We start from the raw sequence: 23,349 nt of genomic DNA on the forward strand, positions 1-23,349 counted from the left end.
AATTTTCATTGCAACACCTCGAAAGATGACCTAATCTTGGTCGTGAGCGATGGTGCTTCGGCGAACATGTGCCGGTACATGTGCAGATGGAAAGCCCGCCAGACGCTCCTTCAATAACGACAGACCGAGAAAGGTGGAGACAATGAGACTTTGCAATGGCAAGGCTACGCTCAGGATTCTGGTAACGGCATTGACGTTGGCGGCGGGATTCGGTGCGGCGTCGGCCGCCCGCGCGGCTGACGGCCACTTCGTGCTGGTCAGCCACGCGCCGGATTCGGATTCGTGGTGGAACACCATCAAGAACGCCATCAAACAGGCCGACGAAGACTTCAACGTCGAGACCGACTACCGCAATCCGCCGAACGGCGACATCGCCGACATGGCGCGCCTCGTCGAACAGGCCGCCGCGCGCAACTACGACGGCGTGGTCGTCTCGATCGCCGACTACGACGTGCTCAAGAGCTCGATCGCCAAGGTCACTCAGAAACACATCCCGGTCGTCACGATCAACTCCGGCACGGAAGAGCAAAGCGCGCAGCTCGGCGCGATCATGCACGTCGGCCAGCCTGAATACGCCGCGGGCAAAGCCGCCGGCGAAAAGGCGAAGGCCGCGGGCATCAAGTCGTTCCTGTGCGTCAACCATTACGCGACCAACCCGGCTTCGTTCGAACGCTGCCGCGGCTTTGCCGAAGCGATCGGCGTCGACTTCAAGGCCTCCACGCTTGACGCCGGCCAGGATCCGACCGGCGTGCAATCCAAGGTGAGCGCGTACCTGCGCAATCACCCGAACACCCAGGCGGTACTCACCCTCGGCCCGCTGTCGGCGGCACCGACGATCAAGGCGCTGCAGCAGATGGGCCTCGCCGGCAAGGTCTGGTTCGCGACTTTCGACTTCGACAATGACATCGCCAAGGGCATCCAGGACGGCACGATCCAGTTCGCAATCGACCAGCAACCCTACCTGCAAGGCTATATCCCGGTCGCCGTGCTCGCCGTCGTGAAGAAGGAACACACCACGGATCCAGCGAAGATCCGCCAGATCCTGCAGGCGAATCCGAAGTTCCAGCAACGTCTTGCCACTTACGGCCTGGCGCCCGCTTATGGGCCGCGCAATATCGGCTCCGGCCCGGGCTTCATCACCAAGGCCAACATCGACAAGGTCGTGAAATACGCCGGGCAGTACCGCTGACGTATTGCGCAGGGAGGACGGACACGGGAGAACCGTTCCGGCAAGTATGAAGAAAGTGGATGCGGCCGGCCGCGCCGCTCCACGCCTGCATTCGCCATGTTTTACGTGCTTTTATAGGCATCAAGCGCCACGGTCCGTCATAGACAGCCACTCACCGGCGCATCAAGGAGAGCTTCAATGGGCGTAGCCAACCCCTTCCACATCCATTCGCGCAAGCAGCCCCCTTCCGAAACAGCTTCGACGTCGAGCGGTGCAGCCGCGGCGCCCGACGAGCGTGTCCGTGAGGAATCCTGGTTCAGGCATCTGCTGAACCGCCCGGAATTCGCAGCGCTCGCGGGGACGGTGATGGTGTTCCTCGTGTTCGGGTTTGCGGCCGGCAACTCCGGCATGTTCAACCTCGACGGCGTGATGAACTGGTCACAGGTGGCCGCGTATCTCGGCCTGATTTCGGTGGGCGCGTGCCTGCTGATGATCGCCGGCGAATTCGATCTGTCGATCGGCTCGATGATCGGCTTTGCGGGCATGATGGTTGCGCTGCCCACGATGTACTTCCATTGGCCGATCGCGTTGTCGATCGTCTTTGCGTTCGCAGGTTCGATGCTGCTCGGCGCGCTCAACGGCTACCTCGTAATGCGCACGCGGCTGCCGTCGTTCATCGTCACGCTGGCGTTTCTGTTCATTTTGCGCGGGCTCACGCTGGCGCTCTCGGTGATGTTCGCCGACCGCACGATCATCTCCGGCGTGGGCGACGTTGCCGCTCACGACTGGTTCGCTCATACGCTCTTCCAGGGCGTCGCGTTCAAGGGCCTGTTCGTCTGGCTCGGCCACATCGGTATCGTCAAGCTGCTCGACAACGGCAACCCGCTCGTGCCGGGCATTCCGAAAGTCCTGCTCTGGTGGTTCGCGCTGGCCGCGGTCTGCGCGTTCACGCTCGCCAAAACCCGCTTCGGCAACTGGATTTTCGCGGTCGGCGGCGACGCCAATGCGGCGAAGAACGTCGGCGTGCCGGTGCGGCGCGTGAAGATCTCGCTGTTCGTGCTGACCGCGTTCTGCGCGTGCCTGTTCGCCGTGCTGCAAGTGTGCGATATCGGCTCGGCCGCGGCCGACCGGGGGCTGCAAGCCGAATTCGAGGCCATCATTGCGGCGGTGATCGGCGGCACGCTGCTGACCGGCGGCTACGGCTCGGTGATCGGCGCCTGCTTCGGCGCGCTGATCTTCGGCGTCGTACAGATCGGCATTACCTACACGAACGTCGACTCCGACTGGTTCCGCGTGTTCCTCGGCGTGATGCTCCTGATCGCCGTGCTGTTCAATCACTATGTGCGCCGCCGCGTCGCGCAATCGTAACGAGGAGACGAACATGTCCGATACGAATACCGTGAGCACGGCGAGCACCGTGAACACCGCTAGCGCGCCGCAGGAGGACGTGATCCTCGCGCTCGAAAACGTCAGCAAGTACTTCGGCAAGGTGATCGCCCTGAGCGGCGTGACCTTGCGCCTGAAACGCGGCGAAGTGCATTGCCTGCTCGGCGACAACGGCGCAGGTAAATCGACGCTGATCAAGACGCTCGCCGGCGTGCATCAGCCCTCTTCCGGTCAATATCTGGTCGACGGCAAGCCCGTGTCGTTCGAGTCGCCGAAAGACGCGCTCGATCTCGGCATCGCCACCGTCTACCAGGATCTTGCGCTGGTGCCGTTGCTATCCGTGGCGCGCAATTTCTTCATGGGACGCGAGCCGCAGAAAAAGCTGTTCGGTTTCCTGAGCGTGATGGACCTCGAAACCAGCGCCACCACCGCACGCGACAAGCTCGCCGAAATGGGCATCAACGTGCGCGACCCGCATCAGCCGATCGGCACGATGTCCGGCGGCGAGAAACAATGTCTCGCGATCGCGCGGGCGATTCACTTCGGCGCGCGCGTGCTGATTCTCGACGAGCCGACCGCCGCGCTCGGCGTCAAGCAGAGCTTCAACGTGCTGAAGCTGATCCATACGGCGCGTGCGAAAGGCATCTCGGTGATTTTCATCACGCACAACGTGCACCACGCGTATCCGATCGGCGATTCGTTCACGCTGCTCAATCGCGGCAAATCGCTCGGCACCTTCACGAAGGACACCATCAGCAAGGACGAAGTGCTCGACATGATGGCCGGCGGCGCCGAGATGCAGAAGATGATCGGCGAACTCGACGGCGCAACGATCTGATTCATTTGCGCGTGTTGCGGGCGCTTGCCGCGCCTGCTGCCGCGCCCAGCTATTCAGGAACATTCATGGCTCATTCCAGCACCTCCAGCACGGCCGGTTCAGGCGCGGCCGGCGCCAGCCGCTTCGCGCCGGGCCGCAGCCGCGACATCGTCTGCCTCGGCCGGCTCGCCGTCGATCTGTACGCGCAGCAAGTGGGCGCACGTCTCGAAGACGTGTCGAGCTTCGCGAAGTACCTCGGCGGTTCGTCGGCGAATATCGCGTTCGGCTGCGCGCGGCTCGGCCTCGCGTCGGCGATGCTGACGCGCGTCGGCAACGATCACATGGGCCGCTTTCTCACCGAGACGCTCACCAGGGAAGGTTGCGACGTCAGTCACGTGCGCATCGATCAGGAGCGTCTGACCGCTTTGGTGCTGCTCGGCCTGAAAGACCGCGATACGTTCCCGCTGATTTTCTATCGCGAGAACTGTGCGGACATGGCCGTCGATGAAGCGGATTTCGACGAGACGTTCATCGCGTCGTCGAAAGCGCTGTTGATCACCGGCACGCATTTCTCCACTGAACGGGTGAACCGCACGAGTCGTCGCGCGCTGGACTACGCGCGACGCAACCAGGTGCGCACCGTGCTCGATATCGATTACCGTCCGGTGTTGTGGGGCCTCACGGGCAAAGCGGACGGCGAAACCCGCTTTGTCGCCGACGAAGGCGTGACCGCGCATTTGCAGCGCATTCTGCCGCTCTTCGATCTGGTGATCGGCACCGAGGAGGAATTCCGCATCGCCGGCGGCAAGACCGAGCTGATCGAAGCGCTCGCGATGGTGCGCGCCGTGACGCCGGCCACGCTGGTCGTGAAGCGCGGACCGTTGGGCTGCCAGATCATCGACGGCAGCGTGCCCGCAACGCTCGACGACGCGCCGATTCACGGCGGCGTGGAAGTGGAAGTGCTGAACGTGCTCGGAGCCGGCGATGCGTTTGCGTCAGGCTTTCTCTCCGGATGGTTGCGCGATCAACCGCTCGACGCATGCGCGCGTGCAGCGAACGCGAGCGGCGCGCTGGTCGTGTCGCGTCACGGCTGCGCCCCGGCGATGCCGACGCCCGCCGAGCTCGATTACTTCCTGCGCGAAGCGAAAGCCGATCCGCAGCGCATGCGCCGTCCGGATCGCGACGCGACGCTCGCGCGCCTGCATCGCGTCTCCCCTGCCCGCAAGCAATGGGACGAAGTGCTCGGCTTCGCGTTCGATCACCGCAACCAGTTCTTCGAACTCGCGCAGCAGACCGGCGCTGACGAAGCGCGTATCGCGCAACTGAAGGGACTGTTCGTCGAAGCCGTCGCGCAAACCGAAAGCGCACTAGGTTTGCAAGGCCGCATCGGCGTGTTGATCGATGACCGCTACGGCCAGGATGCCTTGAACGCTGCGACAGGCCGCGGCTGGTGGATCGGCCGCCCGGTCGAATTGCCCGGCTCCGTGCCGCTGGTGTTCGATCACGGCCGCTCGATCGGCACCTCGTTGATCGCCTGGCCGCAAGAGCACATCGCCAAGTGCCTCGTGCAATACCATCCGGACGAACCCGTCGAACAGCGTCTCGAGCAGGAAGCGCAACTGCGCGCACTCTACGACGCCACGCAAGCGAGCGGCCATGAATTGCTGCTCGAAGTGATTCCGCCGAAGCACGCGCATCTGCCGCAAACGCCGGACATCGTCTATCGCGCGTTGAAGCGGCTCTACAACATCGGGATCTATCCGGAGTGGTGGAAGCTCGAACCGATGGACGCCGTGCAATGGCAAGCTGTCGATGCGCTGATCGCCGAACGCGATCCGTATTGCCGGGGCGTGGTGCTGCTTGGTCTGTCGGCGGCCGTCGAGCAGCTGAACGAGGGCTTCCGCGCGGCAGCGCAATCGGCGACGTGCCGCGGCTTTACGGTCGGCCGCACGATCTTCCACGAACCGAGCCATGCGTGGCTGGCCGGCGAGATCGGCGACGACGAATTGATCGCGCGCGTGCGCCGCACGTTCGAAACGCTGATCGCGTCGTGGCGCGCGACCCGCGGCACGGCGGCCACACCGCATAGCGCATCGAGCCACCTTCATCAGGAGCAGGCGGCATGAACCAACGCGTGTTGCATCACGATGCGGCGTCCGCCAACGACGCCGTCCAGACGCGCACGCCGTTGGGCGGGACGGTCCGTCTGACGACCGCGCAGGCGCTCGTTCGCTATCTCGCCGCGCTTCGCGTCGCGACCGAAGACGGCAGCGGCACCGAGCCGCTCTTTGGCGGCGTATTCGCGATCTTCGGCCACGGCAATGTAGCCGGTATCGGCGAAGCCTTGTATCAGCATCGCGACGAACTGCCCACGCTGCGCGCCCACAACGAACAGGCGATGGCGCATAGCGCGATCGCCTATGCGAAAGCGCATTTCAGGCGCCGCATGATGGCGGTCACGACGTCGATCGGACCGGGCGCGACGAATCTGGTGACGGCAGCGGCGCTCGCGCATGTGAATCGTCTGCCCGTATTGCTGTTGCCCGGCGACGTGTTCATTTCGCGCGCACCCGATCCGGTGTTGCAGCAAGTCGAGGATTTCCACGACGGCGGCATCTCCGCCAACGATGCGTTCAAACCGGTGTCGCGCTACTTCGACCGCATCGTGCATCCCGCGCAGTTGCTCAACGCGTTACCGCGCGCCGTGCGTGTATTGACCGACGCCGCGTTATGCGGCCCCGTCACACTCGCGTTGCCGCAAGACGTGCAGGCGCAGGCATGGGACTTCCCGGCGGATTTCTTTGCGCCGCGCGTCGTCACGTTTCATGCCCCCGCGCCGCGCGCCGAAGCTATCGAAGCGGCTCTCACGCGTCTGCAGCGCGCCAGGCGGCCGTTGATCGTCGCGGGCGGCGGCGTTCTGTATGGCCACGCGACCGATGCGCTGCACCGCTTCGCCGGCGCGCACGGCATTCCGGTAGCGGAGACGCAGGCCGGCAAAGGCTCGCTCGCGTGGAACGATCCGCTGAACGCCGGCGCGTTGGGCGTGACCGGCTCGCCCGCCGCGAACGCGCTCGCGCACGACGCCGATTGTGTGCTCGCGATCGGCACACGTTTGCAGGACTTCACCACCGGCTCGAACACGCTGTTCACGCAGGCCGACGTGATCGGCATCAACGCCAATCCGTTCGACGGCCTCAAGCATCGCGCGCTGGCGGTCGAAGCCGACGCGCGTCTCGCGCTGGATGCGCTCGCCGCGCATCTGCAAGGCTGGCACGCGGATCGCGCATGGACCGCGCGCGCGCACAAACTCGCGGCCGGCTGGCGCGACACGGTGAGCACGCTCACGCATGCGCCGCAACGCGACACCGTGCTGCCCTACGAAGGCGATGTAATCGGCGCGGTGCAGCGTTCGAGCGCGCAGTCCGCCGTCAACGACATCGTCGTGTGCGCCGCGGGAACCTTGCCCGCCGAGTTGCACAAGCTGTGGCGGGCCGGCAAGCCCGGCGCGTATCACGTCGAGTATGGCTACTCGTGCATGGGCTACGAGATCGCCGGCGGCCTCGGCGTGAAGCTCGCCCGGCCCGCGCGTGAAGTGATCGTGATGCTCGGCGACGGCAGCTATCTGATGATGAACAGCGAGATCGCGACCTCGGTGATGCTCGGCGCGAAGCTGATCGTCGTGGTGCTCGACAATCGCGGCTACGGCTGTATCAACCGCTTGCAGCAGGCGTGCGGCGGTGCGCCGTTCAACAACCTGCTCGACGATTGCATGCAAGGCCCGCTTGGCGCACCCAGCATCGACTTCGCCGCACATGCGCGTTCGCTCGGTGCGCACGCCGAGCACGTCGCGAATGTCGCCGAACTCGAAAGCGCGCTGCAACGCGCGCGCGCCGCTGATCGCACGTACGTCATCAGCATCGACACCGACCCCGCCCGGACCACCGACGACGGCGGCTGGTGGTGGGAAGTCGCCGTACCCGAAGTGTCGCCGCGCGACGCCGTGCGCGCCGCGCGTGCGAAATACGACGCGCAACTCGCCGCGCGCGCCGAGCCGGCCGGCTCCGCCGACCACGAATGAGGACGCCCGCATGACTGCTTTCGACGTACGTATCGGCATCAACCCGCTGTCGTGGATGAACGACGATCTGCCGTCGCTCGGCGGAGAAACGCCGCTCGAAGTCGCGCTCACCGAAGGACGCACGATCGGCTATCAGGGCTTCGAACTCGGCAACAAGTTTCCGCGTGAACCGCGGGCATTGAAGATGCTGCTTGCGCAATACGACCTGGCTCTGGTGTCCGGGTGGTACTCGGGACGACTCGCGGGACGGCTCGCGCGACGCAGCGTCGCAGAGGAAATCGCCGCGGTCGGCCCGCATCTCGAACTGCTCGCGCAGAATGGCGCGACGGTGATGGTATACGGCGAAGTCGCCGATTCGATCCAGGGCGCGCCGCAACCGCTGTATCAACGGCCGCGTTTTTTCAGCGACGCACAGTGGGACGCCTACGCCGCCCGCGTCGATGAATTCGCGCGCTATACGCTGAGCCGCGGCGTGCGGCTCGCCTATCATCATCACATGGGCGCGTACGTCGAGACGCCGGCCGACGTCGATCAACTGATGTCGCGCACGAGCGACGCAGTCGGCCTGCTGTTCGACGCCGGGCACATCACGTTTGCCGGAGGCGATCCGTTGACGGTACTCGACAAGCACATCGCGCGCGTGTGTCACGTGCACTGCAAGGACGTGCGTCCGGCGGTGATGAAGCTGGCGCGCAATCGCAACTGGAGCTTTCTCGATGCGGTGATCAACGGTGCGTTCACCGTCCCGGGCGATGGCGCAGTGAATTTTCCGGCGATCATCGACCGGTTGAAGCGGCATGGTTACCGTGGCTGGCTGGTGGTCGAGGCCGAACAGGATCCGGTGGTCGCGCCGTCGTTTGACTATGCGCAGAAGGGATATCGGACCTTGCGAGCGTTGCTCGATGCACCGCTCGACACCGGTGGCGCGACTGAGCAGGAGGCAGCATGAGTTTATTGGTGAAGGCGCAGCGCGAGGGCCAGACGATCGCGCGGGTGACACCCGAGTCGGCGTGTTGGCGGTACGTGGGGTTTGCCGCGTATCGACTGGGTACGAATGAGGTGGTGCACGTGCTCGAGCCGTCGCGGGAGGTTTGTATCGTGGTGCTGACGGGCGCCGTGGATGTCGAGACCGCTGACGCCACCTGGAGTTCGCTGGGCTCACGCGACAGCGTATTCGAGGATGCCGCGCCATATGCCTTGTATTTGCCGCCGGGCGTGCGGGCGACGGTGCGGGCTTGCCGCGATGCCGAGATTGGCGTGGCCAGCGCGCCGGCTAAAGGCGTCTATCCGGCGAGGCTGATTGAGCCTGCTTCGATGAAGCGCTCGACACGCGGGAAGGGATTCAATACGCGATACGTATGCGATATTCTTCCGCAGACCGAGCCTGCGGAGTCTTTGCTGGTTGTCGAGGTTCGGACGCCTGGCGGGCATGCTTCGAGCTATCCGCCGCATAAGCACGATACCGATAATGTGCCGCATGAGAGTTCGCTCGAGGAGACTTATTATCATCGGCTCGATCCGCCGCAAGGATTTGCCTTTCAGCGTGTTTATACCGATTTGAGGGACATCGACGAGTCCATGGCTGTTGAGGATCACGACGTCGTGATGGTGCCGCGTGGATATCATCCGGTGGTTGTACCGTACGGGTATGAATCTTATTACTTGAACGTCATGGCCGGCGGGCAGAGGGTTTGGCATTTCCGGAACGATCCGGCGCATGAGTGGATTATCAATAAGGATAGTTGACCGTTCAGCGGTCAACCCACGCCGAGCCATTCCTGCATCACATCGGGCCGCTTCAGAAACGACGCGAGCGCGCCGTCGAAGACGATCTCGCCATGCCCCATCACCGCGACCCGGCTTGCGATGTCTTGCGCGATCACAAGGCGCTGTTCGATCAGCAGCATCGCCACGCCACGATCGCGCAGCATCCGCAGACATTGCGCGACCTGCCCCATCACCAGGCTCGCGAGGCCCTCGCCGGGTTCGTCGATCACCAGCAGATCGGGGTCTCCGAGCAGCGCGCGGGCGAGCGTCAGCATCTGCTGCTCGCCGCCCGACAACGTGCCGGCCCGCGTGCGTTTTCGTTCGCGCAGGACGGGGAATAGCTCGTACGCGTCGTCGAAGGCGAAACGCGGCGTGCGGCCCCGGTCACGCGGCGCGACACCGAGTTGCAGATTCTCGTGGACGTTCAGCGCCGGAAACACATCGCGATGCTCGGGGACATAGCCGAGCCCCAGACGGGCGATTTCGAACGTGCGCAGCCCGCCGAGCGAATGGCCGGCAAAGCGCAACTCGCCCTCGCTGCGCACGAGGCCCATGATGGCGCGCGCCAGCGTCGAACGGCCGGAGCCGTTGCGCCCGACCAGCGCGAGCACTTCGCCCGCGTCGAGCCGCAGCGTGACGCCATGCAACGCCTGGCTCGCGCCGTACCAGGCATTCAGTCCCGCTATGTCGAGCAAGGCCGTCATGCGCTGAAACCGTCGCCGAGGTAAGCAGCCCGCACCGCCGCATCCGCGCGAATCGCCGCCGGCGTGCCGGTCGCGATCACGCGGCCCCGCACCAGCACGGAGATGCGATCGGCGAGACCGAACACGGCGTCCATATCGTGCTCGACCATCAGCAGCGTCCGGCCGGCGGTCGTCTCGCGAATCAGTTCGATCGCGCGCGCCGCTTCGGCGCGGTTCATGCCGGCGGTCGGTTCGTCGAGCAGCAAGGTGTGCGCGCCGCCCGCGAGCGCAAGGCCTAAGTCGAGCGCGCGTTGCTCCGCATAGCTGAGCGTGCCGGCTTGCATGTGCCGGCGCCCGCTCAGCCCTACCGACTCGAGCACCTGTTCGGCGCGCGCGTCGACCGTGCGCGAACCGCTGACGCGCTGCCACCAGCGCGTGCGATCGCGCTCGGCAAGCTGCGCGGCACAGCGCAAATTGTCGAACACGCTCAGCCGCGCGAACACACTGCTGGTCTGGAAGCTGCGCGCGAGGCCACGGCGCGTGATCGCGGCCGGCGCGAGCCGCGTGATCTCCGCGCCGAACAGATCGATGCGCCCGGCGTTCGGCCGCGCGCCGCCGGCAATCAGGTTGAAGAGGGTCGACTTGCCGGCGCCGTTCGGGCCGATCAACGCGTGACGCTCGCCGGGTTCGATGAAGAGATCGACGCCGCGCAGAATCTGCGTTGCGCCGAAGCGTTTTTCGATGCCGTAGAGCGCGAGGGCCGGGATCATCGCGCGCCTCCGCTTGCCGGCGTACGACGCAAGATAACGGCAAGGCGTGCTCGCGCGCGAGCCGCGTAATGCGCCGCAAGCGCGCCGAACGCGGTCAGCATGCAAACCGCTGCCCCCAGCCACAGATGCGATGAAGCCGTTAGTATCGGCATACCGATAACGTTGAACGACGCGCCGTCGTCCGCGCCGAATTGAGCGGCGTAGGCCCACTGCACCGCGAGTACGACGGCCAGCGTCCACAGCAGCGCGGCGGCGGTGCCCAATAGATAAGCCTTGCTGCACACGCGCCAGCCGTATTCCGCGACGCGGGCCGTGTGCCGCTGCACAAAACCCGCGAGACCAGCGGGCGCGGCCACCACGACCACGATGAAGAACAGCCCCAGATAGAACAGCCACGCCCGCGTGACGCTCGCCACCGCGACGCTGAAAAAGGTCAGCACGACAGCGCCCGCTACCGGTCCGAAAAACGCCGCCGTGCCGCCGATCACCGTTGCGATCAGCACCGCGCCCGAGCGCATCATGCCGACGCTTTCGGTCGACACCAGTTCGACGTTGATCAACCCCAAGGTCCCCGCCATGCCGGCAAAAAACGCCGACGCCACCACCACGCCATAGCGGATGCGGCGCGGATAACAGCCGATCGCCGCGGCGCGCGCCGGGTTGTCGCGCACGGCGTTGGCGAGGCGCATGAAAGGCGTGCGCGACAGCGCAAACATTGCAGCGGTCGCCAGCACACACCACAGCGCGATCAGCGCATAGGCCTGCGATGCCGGGCCGAAGCTCCAGCTGCCGAGCAGCGGCCCGCTCGCGCGATCGATCGGCACGCCGGCCACGCCGCCGAACCAGTCGGGCAAGGTCCACGCGGCCGCCGCGACGAGTTCGCCGATGCCGAGCGTAATCATCGCGAACGCGGTGCCGGCGCGCCGCGTCGACACGAAACCGAGCAGCGCTCCGCACAGCGCGCCGCCGATGCCGCCTATCAACGGCAACAGCACCAGCGGCACGCCGATGCCGTTGAACACCTGCGCGGCAATCAACGCGCCCAATCCGGCATAGGCGGCATGCCCGAACGACAGCAGTCCCGTTTCGCCGAGCAGCAAGTTGTACGACAGCGCGAAGACGATCATCGTCGCGGTCTGCGCGAGATAGGCGAGCAGCCAGCTTTGCGGCCATATGCATGGCGGCACCGCGAGGAACGCGCCGAGCGCGAGCCACGGCGCGAACAGGCGCCACCTCGAACGCGGCCGGGCCACGGGCGATTCAGCCGGATCATGCAGTTCAGGCGGTTCGTGTAGTTCACGCATGGTCGTCACGCCGGCCGAAGAGTCCGCGCGGGCGCAGCGCCAGCATCGCGATGAGCAGCAGATAGGGAATCAGCGGCGCGAGTTGCGCGAGCGTCAGCGCGTCCCATTCGGACGGCAGCGATTCCCCGAACACGGACACGACGTCGCCCAGCGAGACGTCGCTCGCCACCGCGAGGGTCTGCACGCAGCCGACCATCAACGAGGCCGCCAGCGCCCCGCTCAACGAGCCGAGCCCGCCGATCACGACCACCACGAAGACGATCGACCCGACCGACTCCGCCATCGCCGGTTCGATCACGAAGAGCGGCGCGCCGATCACGCCGGCCAACGCGGCGAGCGCCGTGCCCGCCGCGAACACGCCGGTGAATACGCGCGGCACGTTGTGGCCGAGCGCTTCGACGGCGCTCGCGTGCGTGAGCGCCGCGCGCACGATCAAACCGGCTTTCGACACGCGCAGCACCGCGTACAGCACCGCGAGCATCGCCAGCGACACCGCCATCATGAACGCCCGATAGCGCGCGAAGGCCGCGCCGTAGACGGTGAACAACGGACCTTCGAGCGCGGCCGGGACCGTCGCGCTCAGGGCGCTCAAGCCCCAGCCGAGCTTGACCGCTTCGCCGAGCAGATAGGCCGCGCCGAACGTGAGCAGCAACTCGGCAAGATGACCGTGCGGACGCACGCGGCGCAGCAATCCGCGCTCCAGCGCCGCGCCGATCGCCCCGACGATCAGCGGCGCGATCACCAGCGCCGCCCAGAATCCCGCATGCGCCGCCACCGAAAACCCGACGTACGCCCCGAGCATATAGAAGCTCGCGTGCGCGAAGTTCAGCACGCCGAGCATGCTGAAAATCAGCGTCAGGCCCGCCGACAGCATGAACAGCAGCAGCCCGTAACTGACGCCGTTCAGCAGATTGATAACGAACGACTGCACGCGCCTATTCCGCTTGCGCCGCAACCGTCAGCGGTTCGAGCGCGGCGCGCAACGGCGCCGGCAGCGTCACCGGACGACGCGTCACGCGATCCACGTAGACGTGCACGAAATGACCTTGTGCGGCGGGCTGATCGTCGTCTTCCCTGAAAAGCCCCACTTCGTAACGCACGCTCGAGGTGCCGAGCCGCGCCATCCGCAAGCCCGCGTCGACCCGGTCGGGAAACACCAGCGGCGCGAAGTAGTTGCAATGCGTCTCGACCACCAGGCCGATCGTCGCGCCGTGCTCGAAGTCGAGCACGCCCGCGCGGATCAGATACTCGTTCACCACCGTATCGAAGTAGCTGTAGTAGACGACGTTGTTCACGTGGCCGTAGACGTCGTTGTCCATCCAGCGCGTCGTGATCGGCAGAAAGTGCGGGTACGCCGCGCGCGCGGCCGGTGCGGGTTTATTCATCGTGACGGTTCTTGGTCGCTGTGTTGGGCGCTGTGTTGAGCGTTATCTCATCGGCGGTTGTTCTGCCTGGCCGGTTCAAAGCGACTCGGTCAGCATGCGGCGGTAGTCGTCTGCGGTCGCTTCGCGCGGATTCGTGCGGTGGCAGTGATCGGCAAGCGCGCCCTTGATGACCTTGTCGAACATGCTTTCCTCGACGCCCATCTGCTTCAGGCCGGTCGGCAAACCGAGCCGTGCGGTCATGTCGAACAGCGCCTGCGCGAGATCCGCGTTCTCCGGCAAACCCATCACGCGACGCATCCGTGCATAGCGCTTATCGGTGACCACGGTGTCGGCGGTTTCGTTGAAACGCAGCACCGCCGGCAGCACGACGGCGTTCAGCGTGCCGTGATGCAGCGACGTGCGCCCGTTCACCTCCAGGCCGCCCAACGGATGGGACAGCGAATGCACGCAGCCGAGGCCTTTCTGAAACGCCATTGCGCCTTGCATCGATGCGCTCATCATATTCAGGCGTGCTGCGCGATCTCTACCGTCCGCCGTCGCGCGTTCGATGTTGGCCCACGCGCGCTCGAGGCCATCCAGCGCGATGCCGTCGGCGGGCGGATTGAAGGCCGGCGCGAGGAAGGTTTCGATGCAGTGCGCGATCGCGTCCATGCCGGTCGCGGCAGTCAAACCGGGCGGCAAGCCAAGGGTGAGCGCCGGGTCGCACAACGCCGATTTCGGCAGCAGATGCCACGAGTGAAAACCGAGCTTGCGGCCATCGTTCAGAATCACGATCGCGCCGCGCGCGACTTCGCTGCCGGTGCCCGCGGTGGTAGGCACGGCGATCAGCGGCGCAGCGGCGGCGGTGATTTTCGGGCTGCCGCCTTCGATGGTCGCGTACTGGGTCAGCGCGCCTGGATGCGTGGCCGCGATCGCCACACCTTTGGCCAGATCGATCGACGATCCGCCGCCCACTGCGATCAGCCCATCGCAGCCTTCGTCGCGATACCGCCCGGCGGCGGCCAGCACCATCGCTTCCGTCGGATTCGACGGCGTGTCGTCGAATACCGGCACGTCGCCGAACTTCAACACGTCGAGCGCGCGCTGCACGATGCCGGCTGCGGCCACGCCCTTGTCGGTAATCAGAAGCGGCCGCTTGATACCGATCCGCGCGCACTCCGACGCCAGTTGCGACAGCGCGTCGTAGCCAAGATGGATATGGGTCAGATAGTAGATATAGGCCATGCCGACCTCCCTCCTTTATTTCGCGCCCGCCTATTGTCCGGGCTTCTCCACGAACTCGAACGGCAGGTCGCGCCGGCGCATCCATTCGCCGAGCGCCTGACCGGTGCCCGCGCGCCACGGCCGCAGCCTGGCGGGTTCGACTAACCGGTATTCGAGCAATTCCGGCGACAGCGCGATCGTCCCGTAAGCCTTCACGTGATACGCGATGATCAGCTCGTTCTTGCGGATGAATTCGTACACGCCGACCAGCTCGACTGTCTCGGCGCGCAGCGAGGTTTCTTCGAGCACTTCGCGGGCGATGCCCTCTTCCGGCGTCTCGCCGTTCTCCAGAAAGCCGGTGATCAGCGCGAACGTGCCTTCCGGCCACGCGGCGTTGCGCGCGAGCAGAATCTTGCCCTCGTACTCGACGATCGCGGCCACCACCGGCAGCGGATTGTTCCAGTGGACGTAGCCGCATTCCGGATCGGGACAGGCCTGGCGCACGCGGCCGCCTTCGTGCTCGGCGTCGACGCGCTCGGCCAGCGGTGTGGCGCAGCGCGGACAGAATTGGTATTGAGTCATGGCGAGAGGGAGGTGTCTTATGTCTTGTGTCTGATTATGTCTTGCGTGCCGCGCGGTATGGCGAGCGCGGTTTCAGGCCGCGCACAGTTCGCGCACTTCGGCGGCAAAACGCTCGACGGTTTCCGCTTGCGTGTCCCATGCGCACATCAAGCGGCAACCACCCGCGCCGATGAATTCATAGAACTTCCAGCCCCGCGCGCGCATCACCTTGGCGGCCTGCGCCGGCAACTGCGCAAACACCGCATTCGATTCGCTGGGAAACATGATGCTCAGCCCGGGAATTTCCTGCAACCGCGATTGCAGCAATTGCGCCATTGCATTCGCGTTGCGCAGCCATACGTCGTTGTCGAGCAGACCGAGCCAGGGCGCCGGGATGAACCGCATCTTCGAGGCCAGTTGGCTGGACGCGTCGTCGCCATAGGCCGGTTCGTGGCCGCTATGGTTGGCGGCGAGCGCCTCGGGACAGATGCCGGCGTAGTTGTCGGACGCGAAATGTTGCATGGTTGGCGGCGCGCCCGGCGACAGGCGCTGAGATGGCGGGAAAGCGGTCATTTTAGTGCGCCAATGGGTTATTTGTTTTCGATTGATCAGATTTGGCGGGCGCCGCCTCGACACACGCATGTTTCGCCGAAGCACGGCCAGAGGAACTTGCCGTGCGCACAGTTGCGGACCCGGTTGACGCGAAGATTTGAAGGACGGCCGGCTCAACGCTTGCTTCTTTTCGCGGACGCGCGCGTTTCACTGAAGCGCGAGCCGACGAATCGACGTGCGCGTACTGGCGGAATGGGTTTAGCGCAGGAATTTTTGCAGAGCGGCTGAGAGAGGGCGTCCCGAATACGTGCCTCGCATCGCTGTTTGGCGTGCCGTCGTTTGGCTCGACGTCGTTTGGCTCGACGTCGTTTGGCTCGACGTCGTTTGGCTCGACGTCGTTTGGCTCGACGTCGTTTGGCTCGTCGCTGTGTGGCACGTCGCTGTATGGCACGTCGCCGTTTGGTGCGTCGCTGTTTGACGTGCAGTCAGGAGCAGCCGCAATCGGGCATGCGGCCACGGCCGCGCGGCATGCGCGCCACGATGATCAGGCCGGCCGCGCCCAGCAGCAACGCGCCCGCCGCCAGCCACAACGCCGGCGAAAACGATCCGCTGTGTTCGGCGATCGGCGCCGCCACCAGCGGGCCGACGATCTGACCGATGCCGTACGCCGCGGTCGCATAGCCCATCAGACCGGCCGCATCGTCGCCGCGCAAACGGCGCGCCTCGCGCATCGCGAACAGGGTGATCGCGGTGAACGGCAGGCCGATCAGCATGGTGCCGAGCGAGAAGCCGCCCGCTGTCGGCCAGACGATGCCGAGCGCGATGCCGCAGGCTTGCAGCACGTAGCATCCCGCGAGCAGCGTGCGGTTGTCCCAATGCACCGGCAGCCGCGCCGCCAGCAATGCGCCGGCGATCAGCGCCGCGCCGAACATCGGCCAGAACAGATCGGGCCATGCCGAGCCCGGCAGCGCGTGGCGTGCGATCACCGGCAGGAAGGTCGCGGTAATGATGTAGCCGAAGCCGGGCACGCCGTAGAGCAGGACCAGCCAGAAGACGTCGGCGCGGCGTGCGGTGCGGCTCGGGGCATGCTGGCGCGCATGGGCGCTGGCGGTTGATCCGGCCGTACCGGGGCCGGTGCTTCTCGCAGTGGACCCGTGCGCAGCGCCGAATATCGGCCACACCCCGATCGACAGCACGACCGCGATGAGCCCGAAACCGATCCAACCCGCCGTCGCGCCATAGCCGCCCGCAACGCTGACCAGCAATCCCGTGCCGACGATCCCGACGCCGGGGCCCGTGTAAATCACCCCGCCCCACCCGTGCGCACCGAGTTCGGCCAGCCGCCGCAGGCCCCACTGCGATGCGAATACGAAGGTCCAGGCACTGACCGCGCCGGCGACGAAGCGCACGACGGCCCAAATCCAGAACTGACTCGTGCCCCCCATCGCCAGTGTCAGCAAGACCGTGACGACGAGGCCGGCGCGGACCATCCGCGCCGGCTCGACCCGCAGCGCCGCGCACATGACAGCGCCGATGAAATAGCCCGCGTAATTGAACGATGCGAGCCAGCCGCCGTGCTGGATGTCGATTTGCGGCTGTCCGAAGACGCTGCCGTGAAGCATCAGCGGCAACAGCGGCGTGAACGCGAAGCGTCCGATGCCAAGCGCCACCGCCAGCGTGACCATGCAGGCAAGCGCCGCGCGGCGGGCAGCGTGGCGTTCGGCGGATGTTTCTTGCACGTTCGAGGCGAGATCGTTCATGGGCGGAAGATGTAAGCGGCGCCGGCGGTCGCCTGCGCATTGATCCATATTAGCTTGACCTTTCGATCACGAAAAATGAATAATTTGGATGCAACCTATCGCCTGGAGAGAATCATGGATCTGGCCGCCTTGACCATTTTCCGCGCAGTCGTGCGGGAAAACGGCGTGACGCGCGCCGCTGCCAAGCTCAATCGCGTGCAATCGAACGTGACGACGCGCATCAAGCAGCTTGAACAACAACTGGGCACCGATCTGTTCATCCGCGACGGCCGGCGCCTCGTTTTGACGCCGGCCGGCGAGACGCTATTGCCCTACGCGGAGCGGCTGCTCGCGCTCGCCGACGAAGCGCGCCATGCCGTGCGCGAGGATCGTCCGAGTGGTCGATTGCGGCTGGGCACGATGGAGAGCGTGGCGGCAACGCGCCTGCCTGGACTGCTCGCGCAATATCACCAGAATTGGCCCGACGTCGCGCTCGAACTCGAAACCGGCACCACGGGCAAGCTGATCGAGCGGGTACGTGAATTCGAAGTGGACGCCGCCCTGGTGGCGACGCCGCCAGACCCTGCCGTGCTTGGCGAGTTGTTCGAAACAGTACCGGTGTTCCGCGAAGAACTGGTGATGCTGACGCCGCGGGGGCATCGGCCGATTCGCGAAGTGCGGGATATTGCTTTATCGACGTTGATCGCGTTTGAACGCGGCTGTGCTTATCGGGCTTATATCGAGAAGTGGTATCTGGAGCATGGGGTGAGGCCGGCTCGAGTGCTGGAGCTTGGCTCTTATCATGCGATTGTGGCTTGCGTCGCCGCTGGGGCCGGGGTGGCTGTGGCGCCGCGCTCGGTGCTGGATCTGAAAGCCGATACCAGCAATGTGGCCGTGCATGAGCTTGCTGATATTGGGGTGATCGATACGCTGCTCGTCTGGCGACGGGGGCATTTTTCTTCTGCTTTGAATGCACTGAAGCAGACGCTTATGGCGCATGAAGATGCGGCTGGGGCACCTGCGGTGGCGGCTCGTTCCTGATTTGTCTTTCTTGCGCAGCAGTTTTTACGAATGAGCGCCGCCAGGCCAAAAAACCACTGCTGCGCGAGCGAATTGCAACGACAACAACCACATCCCCCAGCTCGCGCAGCAGAACACCTGCGGCCTTAAAGCTGCCCTTCGACCCAACTCCGCACACCGGCAAGCGCCGCAGGCAAATTCGCCGGCTCGGTACCACCGGCCTGTGCCATATCGGGGCGTCCACCACCCTTCCCACCAACTTGCTGCGCTACGAAATTGACCAGCTCGCCGGCCTTGACCTTCTTGCTGGCATCCGCCGTCACGCCGGCAATCAGACTAACCTTGCCGCCCTCGACCGAAGCCAGCACGATCGCCGCGCTCTTCAACCTGTCCTTCAGCTTGTCGACCGTTTCACGCAGCGTCTTCACGTCCGCGCCCTCGAGCGTGGCAGCCAACACATGCACGCCGGCAACTTCGATCGCCTGTCCGGCAAGCTCATCACCCTGGCTCGCCGCGAGCTTCGACTTCAACGCGCCAAGCTCTTTCTCCAGCGACTTCACCTGATCCTGCACCTGCACGATCCGCTGCGCCAGCTCCGACGGCGGCGCCTTCAAAACAGCCGCCGCCGCATTGATCCGCGCATCGAGGTCCTGCACGAAACGCACCGCGTTGTCGCCAGTAATCGCCTCCACGCGACGAATGCCGGCGGCAACGCCGCCTTCCATCACGATCTTGAACATGCCGATGTCGCCCGTGCGGTGCACGTGCGTACCGCCGCACAACTCACGCGAGAAACCGAGGTCGAGCACGCGCACTTCGTCGCCGTACTTTTCGCCGAACAGCGCCATCGCGCCGCCCTTCACCGCTTCGTCGAACGGCATGACCCGCACGATGCCCGGCGCGTTCGCCAGCACTTCGGCGTTGACGATCTGTTCGACGCGACGGATCTGCTCGTCGGTCATCGGCGCGTTGTGCGCGAAGTCGAAACGGGTCTTGTCCGGATCGACGAGCGAGCCCTTCTGCTGCACGTGCGAGCCGAGCACTTCGCGCAGCGCCTTGTGCATCAAATGGGTAGCCGAGTGATTGCGGGCCGTGCGCGCGCGGCGCACCGCGTCGATTTCCGCCTTCACGACGTCGCCGACCTTAAGCGTGCCCTGCTCCAGCGTGCCGTGATGGCCGACCACGTCAGCCTGCACCTTCAGCGTGTCGGCAACCGCAAAGCGCACGCTCGCGTTAGCCAGCACGCCCTGGTCGCCGATCTGGCCGCCCGACTCCGCATAGAACGGCGTGTGGTCGAGCACGACGACGGCCTGCTGGCCGTGGGCCACCTGCTTCACCGAAGCGCCGTCCACATACAGCGCGATCACCCTGGCATCGTCGAAGACGATTTCTTCGTAGCCGTGGAACGTGGTCTTCGCGCCCGAGTATTCGAGGCCCTGCGCCATCTTGAACTTGCCGGCCGCACGAGCCTGTTCGCGCTGACGCGCCATGGCTTCGTCGAAGGCGGCTTCGTCGACCGTCACTTCGCGCTCGCGGCACACGTCCGCCGTCAGATCGAGCGGGAAACCGTAGGTGTCGTGCAGCTTGAATGCGAGTTCGCCGTCGAGCGTCTTGCCGCCCTTGGCCTCGAGATCGGCCAGCGCGCTTTCGAGGATCGACATGCCGTGCTCGATGGTTTCGAAGAAGCGCTCCTCTTCCTGACGCAGCACGTCGGTCACGCGTTGTTCGGCATCCTTCAGTTCCGGATAGGCGCCGCCCATTTGCGCGACGAGGTCCGCGACCATGCGATGGAAGAACGACCCCTTCTTGCCCAGTTTGTAGCCGTGGCGAATCGCGCGGCGCACGATCCGGCGCAGCACGTAGCCGCGGCCTTCGTTGCCCGGAATCACGCCGTCGACGATCAGGAACGAGCAGGCGCGGATGTGATCGGCAATCACCTTCAGTGAGTTGTTCGTCAGATCGGCCACGCCGGTTTCGCGGCCGGCCGCCTTGATGAGCGCCTGGAACAGGTCGATCTCATAGTTGCTGTGCACGTGCTGAAGCACCGCTGCAATCCGCTCCAGACCCATGCCGGTGTCCACGCACTGCTTGGGCAGCGGCGTCATGTTGCCCTGCGCGTCGCGGTTGAACTGCATGAACACGAGATTCCAGATCTCGATGTAACGGTCGCCGTCTTCTTCAGGCGATCCCGGCGGGCCGCCCCACACGTCCGGGCCGTGGTCGTAGAAGATTTCCGAGCACGGCCCGCACGGACCGGTGTCGGCCATCTGCCAGAAGTTGTCCGATGCGTAGCGCGCGCCCTTGTTGTCGCCGATGCGGATGATCCGCTCGACCGGCACGCCCACTTCTTTCGCCCAGATGTCGTGCGCTTCGTCGTCTTCCTGATAGACGGTGACCCACAGCTTGTCTTTCGGCAGCTTGTAGACCCCGGTCAGCAGCTCCCACGCGTAGTGGATCGCGTCGCGCTTGAAATAGTCGCCGAACGAGAAGTTGCCCAGCATTTCGAAGAACGTGTGGTGACGCGCGGTGTAGCCGACGTTTTCCAGATCGTTGTGCTTGCCGCCGGCGCGCACGCTGCGCTGCGCGGTCGTGGCGCGCGAGTACGGACGCGATTCCGCGCCGAGGAACACATCTTTGAACTGCACCATTCCCGAATTGGTGAAGAGCAGTGTCGGGTCGTTGCCGGGCACAAGGCTCGACGAGCGAACGATCGTATGGCCCTTCGATTCGAAGAACTTGAGGAATTTCTCGCGGATTTCGGCGGCTTTCATAGCGTGCGGGGGACGGTCCTGGCTGTTACCGGCTGCATCGTGGGATGCGCCAACTGATTGTTTCTTAAACGACTGATTATACGGGATCGGCGCCGGTGCGCGGCGGCGCGCGCGGCACCGTTAGCCGTTCGGCCAGGTTTCGCCGGGTAGCGTGAGACACGGCGGCGCACGCCACGCGTCCTATGCCGTCCGGCTGACTGCGCCGCCGCGCGGGAATCGCTTAAGATTGCCCCCATCCGCGGCGCCATGCGCGCCTCTTGGGCTACATAGGAGACATCGAAGAATATGGGCGCTCTCAGTCATATCCGCGTGCTGGATCTCACACGCGTGCTCGCCGGGCCCTGGTGCTCGCAAACGCTTGCCGATTTCGGCGCCGACGTCATCAAGATCGAACGCCCCGAGGTCGGCGACGACACCCGTCACTGGGGGCCGCCGTACCTGAAAACGCCACAAGGCGCCGATACGCGCGAGGCCGCCTACTATCTCGCGGCCAACCGCAACAAGCGCTCGGTCACCGTGGATATCGCGTCGCCCGAAGGCCAGCGGATCGTCCGCGAACTGGCCGCGCAAAGCGACGTCGTGCTGGAGAACTACAAGGTCGGCCAGTTGAAGAAGTACGGGCTCGATTACGCGTCGCTGAAAGAAGTGAAGCCCGATCTGATCTACTGCTCGGTAACCGGCTTCGGGCAGACCGGGCCGTATGCGCAGCGGGCGGGCTACGACTTCATCGTGCAAGGCATCGGCGGCTTCATGAGCATTACCGGCGAGCGCGACGGCCAGCCGGGCGGCGGCCCGCAGAAAGCGGGCGTCGCAATCGCCGACCTGATGACCGGCATGTATTCGACTATCGCCGTGCTGACCGCGCTCACGCATCGCGACCGCACGGGCGAAGGCCAGTACATCGACATGGCGCTGCTCGACGTGCAGGTGGCGATGCTCGCCAACATGAATTCAAACTACCTGGCGAGCGGTCAGCCGCCGGTGCGCTGGGGCAATGCGCATCCGAACATCGTGCCCTACCAGACCTTCCAGACCAGCGACGGCTGGATCATCGTCGCGGTCGGCAATGACGGTCAGTTCCGCAAATTCGTCGAAGCGGGCGGCCGTCCGGAATTGGCCGACGACGAACGCTTCTCCGCCAACCCGGCGCGTGTGCGCCACCGCGACATTCTCGTGCCGATCCTCGCCGACATGGTCCGTCTGCAGGGCAAGCAGCAATGGATCGCCGCGCTGGAAGCCGCCGGCGTGCCGTGCGGGCCGATCAACGATCTCGCCGAAGTGTTCGAGAACGAGCAGGTGGTGGCGCGCGGAATGCAGGTCGACCTGCCGCATCCGTCGGGCGGCACGGTCAAGCTGGTGCGCAATCCGATCAATATGAGCGGCACGCCGCCCGAGGCGCTTGCTCATCCGCCCACGCTCGGCGAGCACACCGACAGCGTCCTGCGCGACGTGCTCGGTTACGACGAGACGCGGATCGCGGCGTTGCGGGAGCAGTCGGTGATTTGAGCGTGGCCTGGGAGGCTCGTGCGCGGAGGCCACGCGTGGGAAGTTCACGCCAAGGGAAGGCTCACGCCGGCTTGCCGAACGAAGCCAGCCAGCGCCGCCCTTCGTCCCAATCGCCGAGTCCGCTGTCGGCGTTGATATGGCCGCGCGAGCCGATGCCGATCCAGCGGCTGCCCCACGCGTTCGCACAGGTCCGCGAGAACGGCACGCCGCCGTACGGATCGTCGCTGCTGGCCGCGACAATGCTCGCAAACGGCAAGCGCGTGAGCGGCACGGGTCCAAAACCGCTGGCGTCCTGCGGGAAATGCGCCTCAACCGGATCGGGCACGGCCACCAGCAACGCCCCCGCTACCTTCGCAAGCTGGGCGGCGCTGGCGTACTGTGCCGCCCAGAAAACCGTGGTGAGGCAGCCGAGGCTATGCGCGGCGAACACCACCTGGGTGTCGGCGGCGGCCACTTCGGCGTCGAGCGTCCGGCACCATGCATCGCGCCCGGGACGATCCCAGTCCGGCATCCGCACGCGCACGAACGCCGGGTCGAGCGCCTCCCAGCGCGTCTGCCAATGGCCTTCGCCGGAGTTCTGGTAGCCAGGCAGCACGAGTACTCGTGGTTTTTGCGTGCTCATCGCGTTTTCTTTTTCCA

The 23,349-nt window shown here is 65.3% G+C and carries 19 protein-coding genes and 1 pseudogene; 9 read left to right on the plus strand and 11 right to left on the minus strand.

The window, feature by feature from the left end:
* Positions 1–142: 142 nt before the first annotated feature.
* The 7 genes from AC3WLT_RS05170 (at position 143) to iolB (ending at position 9,195) form a co-directional block, all read left to right on the plus strand.
* Entirely contained in the window at positions 143–1,189 is a 1,047-nt protein-coding gene (locus tag AC3WLT_RS05170) for a sugar ABC transporter substrate-binding protein (protein WP_492590841.1), read from the plus strand.
* 177 nt (positions 1,190–1,366) lie between these two features.
* On the plus strand, positions 1,367–2,536 hold the full coding sequence (locus AC3WLT_RS05175; RefSeq protein WP_492590842.1) for an ABC transporter permease: 1,170 nt from the start codon (positions 1,367–1,369) through the stop codon (positions 2,534–2,536).
* Positions 2,537–2,549: 13 nt separating this feature from the next.
* Entirely contained in the window at positions 2,550–3,392 is an 843-nt protein-coding gene (locus AC3WLT_RS05180) for an ATP-binding cassette domain-containing protein (protein ID WP_492590843.1), read from the plus strand.
* Positions 3,393–3,457: 65 nt separating this feature from the next.
* Positions 3,458–5,497: a bifunctional 5-dehydro-2-deoxygluconokinase/5-dehydro-2-deoxyphosphogluconate aldolase gene (locus AC3WLT_RS05185; RefSeq protein ID WP_492590844.1), complete on the plus strand. Its 2,040-nt coding sequence runs from the start codon at positions 3,458–3,460 to the stop codon at positions 5,495–5,497.
* Positions 5,494–7,449, plus strand: coding sequence for a 3D-(3,5/4)-trihydroxycyclohexane-1,2-dione acylhydrolase (decyclizing) (gene iolD / locus AC3WLT_RS05190; RefSeq protein ID WP_492590845.1), 1,956 nt, complete (start codon positions 5,494–5,496; stop codon positions 7,447–7,449). The genes AC3WLT_RS05185 and iolD overlap by 4 nt, the downstream gene beginning before the upstream one ends.
* Before the next feature lie 10 nt (positions 7,450–7,459).
* Positions 7,460–8,398 (plus strand): myo-inosose-2 dehydratase, encoded by a 939-nt coding sequence (gene iolE, locus AC3WLT_RS05195; RefSeq protein WP_492590846.1) that lies wholly within the window; start codon positions 7,460–7,462, stop codon positions 8,396–8,398.
* A complete protein-coding gene (iolB, locus tag AC3WLT_RS05200; protein ID WP_492590847.1) occupies positions 8,395–9,195 on the plus strand; it encodes a 5-deoxy-glucuronate isomerase in 801 nt (266 codons plus the stop codon). The genes iolE and iolB overlap by 4 nt, the downstream gene beginning before the upstream one ends.
* A gap of 11 nt (positions 9,196–9,206) precedes the next feature.
* Here the strand turns inward: iolB and AC3WLT_RS05205 are convergent, their stop codons facing one another.
* From AC3WLT_RS05205 to AC3WLT_RS05245, 9 genes and pseudogenes are all read right to left on the minus strand, one after another.
* Positions 9,207–9,920 (minus strand): ABC transporter ATP-binding protein, encoded by a 714-nt coding sequence (locus AC3WLT_RS05205; RefSeq protein ID WP_492590848.1) that lies wholly within the window; start codon positions 9,918–9,920, stop codon positions 9,207–9,209.
* Entirely contained in the window at positions 9,917–10,669 is a 753-nt protein-coding gene (locus AC3WLT_RS05210; protein WP_492590849.1) for an ABC transporter ATP-binding protein, read from the minus strand. The genes AC3WLT_RS05205 and AC3WLT_RS05210 overlap by 4 nt, the downstream gene beginning before the upstream one ends.
* Positions 10,666–11,973, minus strand: a complete 1,308-nt coding sequence (locus AC3WLT_RS05215; protein ID WP_492590850.1) for a branched-chain amino acid ABC transporter permease — start codon at positions 11,971–11,973, stop codon at positions 10,666–10,668. The genes AC3WLT_RS05210 and AC3WLT_RS05215 overlap by 4 nt, the downstream gene beginning before the upstream one ends.
* Complete coding sequence (locus AC3WLT_RS05220) at positions 11,966–12,904, minus strand: branched-chain amino acid ABC transporter permease (protein ID WP_492590851.1); 939 nt, start codon at positions 12,902–12,904, stop codon at positions 11,966–11,968. The genes AC3WLT_RS05215 and AC3WLT_RS05220 overlap by 8 nt, the downstream gene beginning before the upstream one ends.
* A gap of 4 nt (positions 12,905–12,908) precedes the next feature.
* Positions 12,909–13,358 (minus strand): acyl-CoA thioesterase, encoded by a 450-nt coding sequence (locus AC3WLT_RS05225; protein ID WP_492590852.1) that lies wholly within the window; start codon positions 13,356–13,358, stop codon positions 12,909–12,911.
* 75 nt (positions 13,359–13,433) lie between these two features.
* Positions 13,434–14,582, minus strand: coding sequence for a 4-hydroxybutyrate dehydrogenase (gbd, locus tag AC3WLT_RS05230; RefSeq protein WP_492590853.1), 1,149 nt, complete (start codon positions 14,580–14,582; stop codon positions 13,434–13,436).
* 30 nt (positions 14,583–14,612) lie between these two features.
* Complete coding sequence (locus AC3WLT_RS05235) at positions 14,613–15,143, minus strand: NUDIX domain-containing protein (RefSeq protein ID WP_492590854.1); 531 nt, start codon at positions 15,141–15,143, stop codon at positions 14,613–14,615.
* A 72-nt stretch (positions 15,144–15,215) separates the two neighbouring features.
* Positions 15,216–15,545, minus strand: a pseudogene (locus AC3WLT_RS05240) (threonine aldolase); the annotation flags it as partial.
* Positions 15,546–16,159: 614 nt separating this feature from the next.
* A complete protein-coding gene (locus AC3WLT_RS05245) occupies positions 16,160–17,434 on the minus strand; it encodes a YbfB/YjiJ family MFS transporter (RefSeq protein WP_492590855.1) in 1,275 nt (424 codons plus the stop codon).
* A 114-nt stretch (positions 17,435–17,548) separates the two neighbouring features.
* On the opposite strand from AC3WLT_RS05245, the gene AC3WLT_RS05250 reads away from it, so the two are divergent.
* Positions 17,549–18,454: a LysR family transcriptional regulator gene (locus AC3WLT_RS05250; protein WP_492590856.1), complete on the plus strand. Its 906-nt coding sequence runs from the start codon at positions 17,549–17,551 to the stop codon at positions 18,452–18,454.
* 125 nt (positions 18,455–18,579) lie between these two features.
* Here the strand turns inward: AC3WLT_RS05250 and alaS are convergent, their stop codons facing one another.
* Complete coding sequence (gene alaS, locus AC3WLT_RS05255; RefSeq protein WP_492590857.1) at positions 18,580–21,204, minus strand: alanine--tRNA ligase; 2,625 nt, start codon at positions 21,202–21,204, stop codon at positions 18,580–18,582.
* Positions 21,205–21,489: 285 nt separating this feature from the next.
* Between alaS and AC3WLT_RS05260 the strand changes: the two genes are divergently transcribed.
* Positions 21,490–22,710, plus strand: a complete 1,221-nt coding sequence (locus AC3WLT_RS05260; protein ID WP_492590858.1) for a CaiB/BaiF CoA transferase family protein — start codon at positions 21,490–21,492, stop codon at positions 22,708–22,710.
* Positions 22,711–22,771: 61 nt separating this feature from the next.
* Here AC3WLT_RS05260 and AC3WLT_RS05265 read toward each other — a convergent pair whose 3' ends face one another.
* A complete protein-coding gene (locus tag AC3WLT_RS05265; RefSeq protein ID WP_492591014.1) occupies positions 22,772–23,332 on the minus strand; it encodes an RBBP9/YdeN family alpha/beta hydrolase in 561 nt (186 codons plus the stop codon).
* Positions 23,333–23,349: the final 17 nt, after the last annotated feature.

This window comes from Paraburkholderia sp. FW306-2-2C-D06C, from assembly GCF_058781505.1.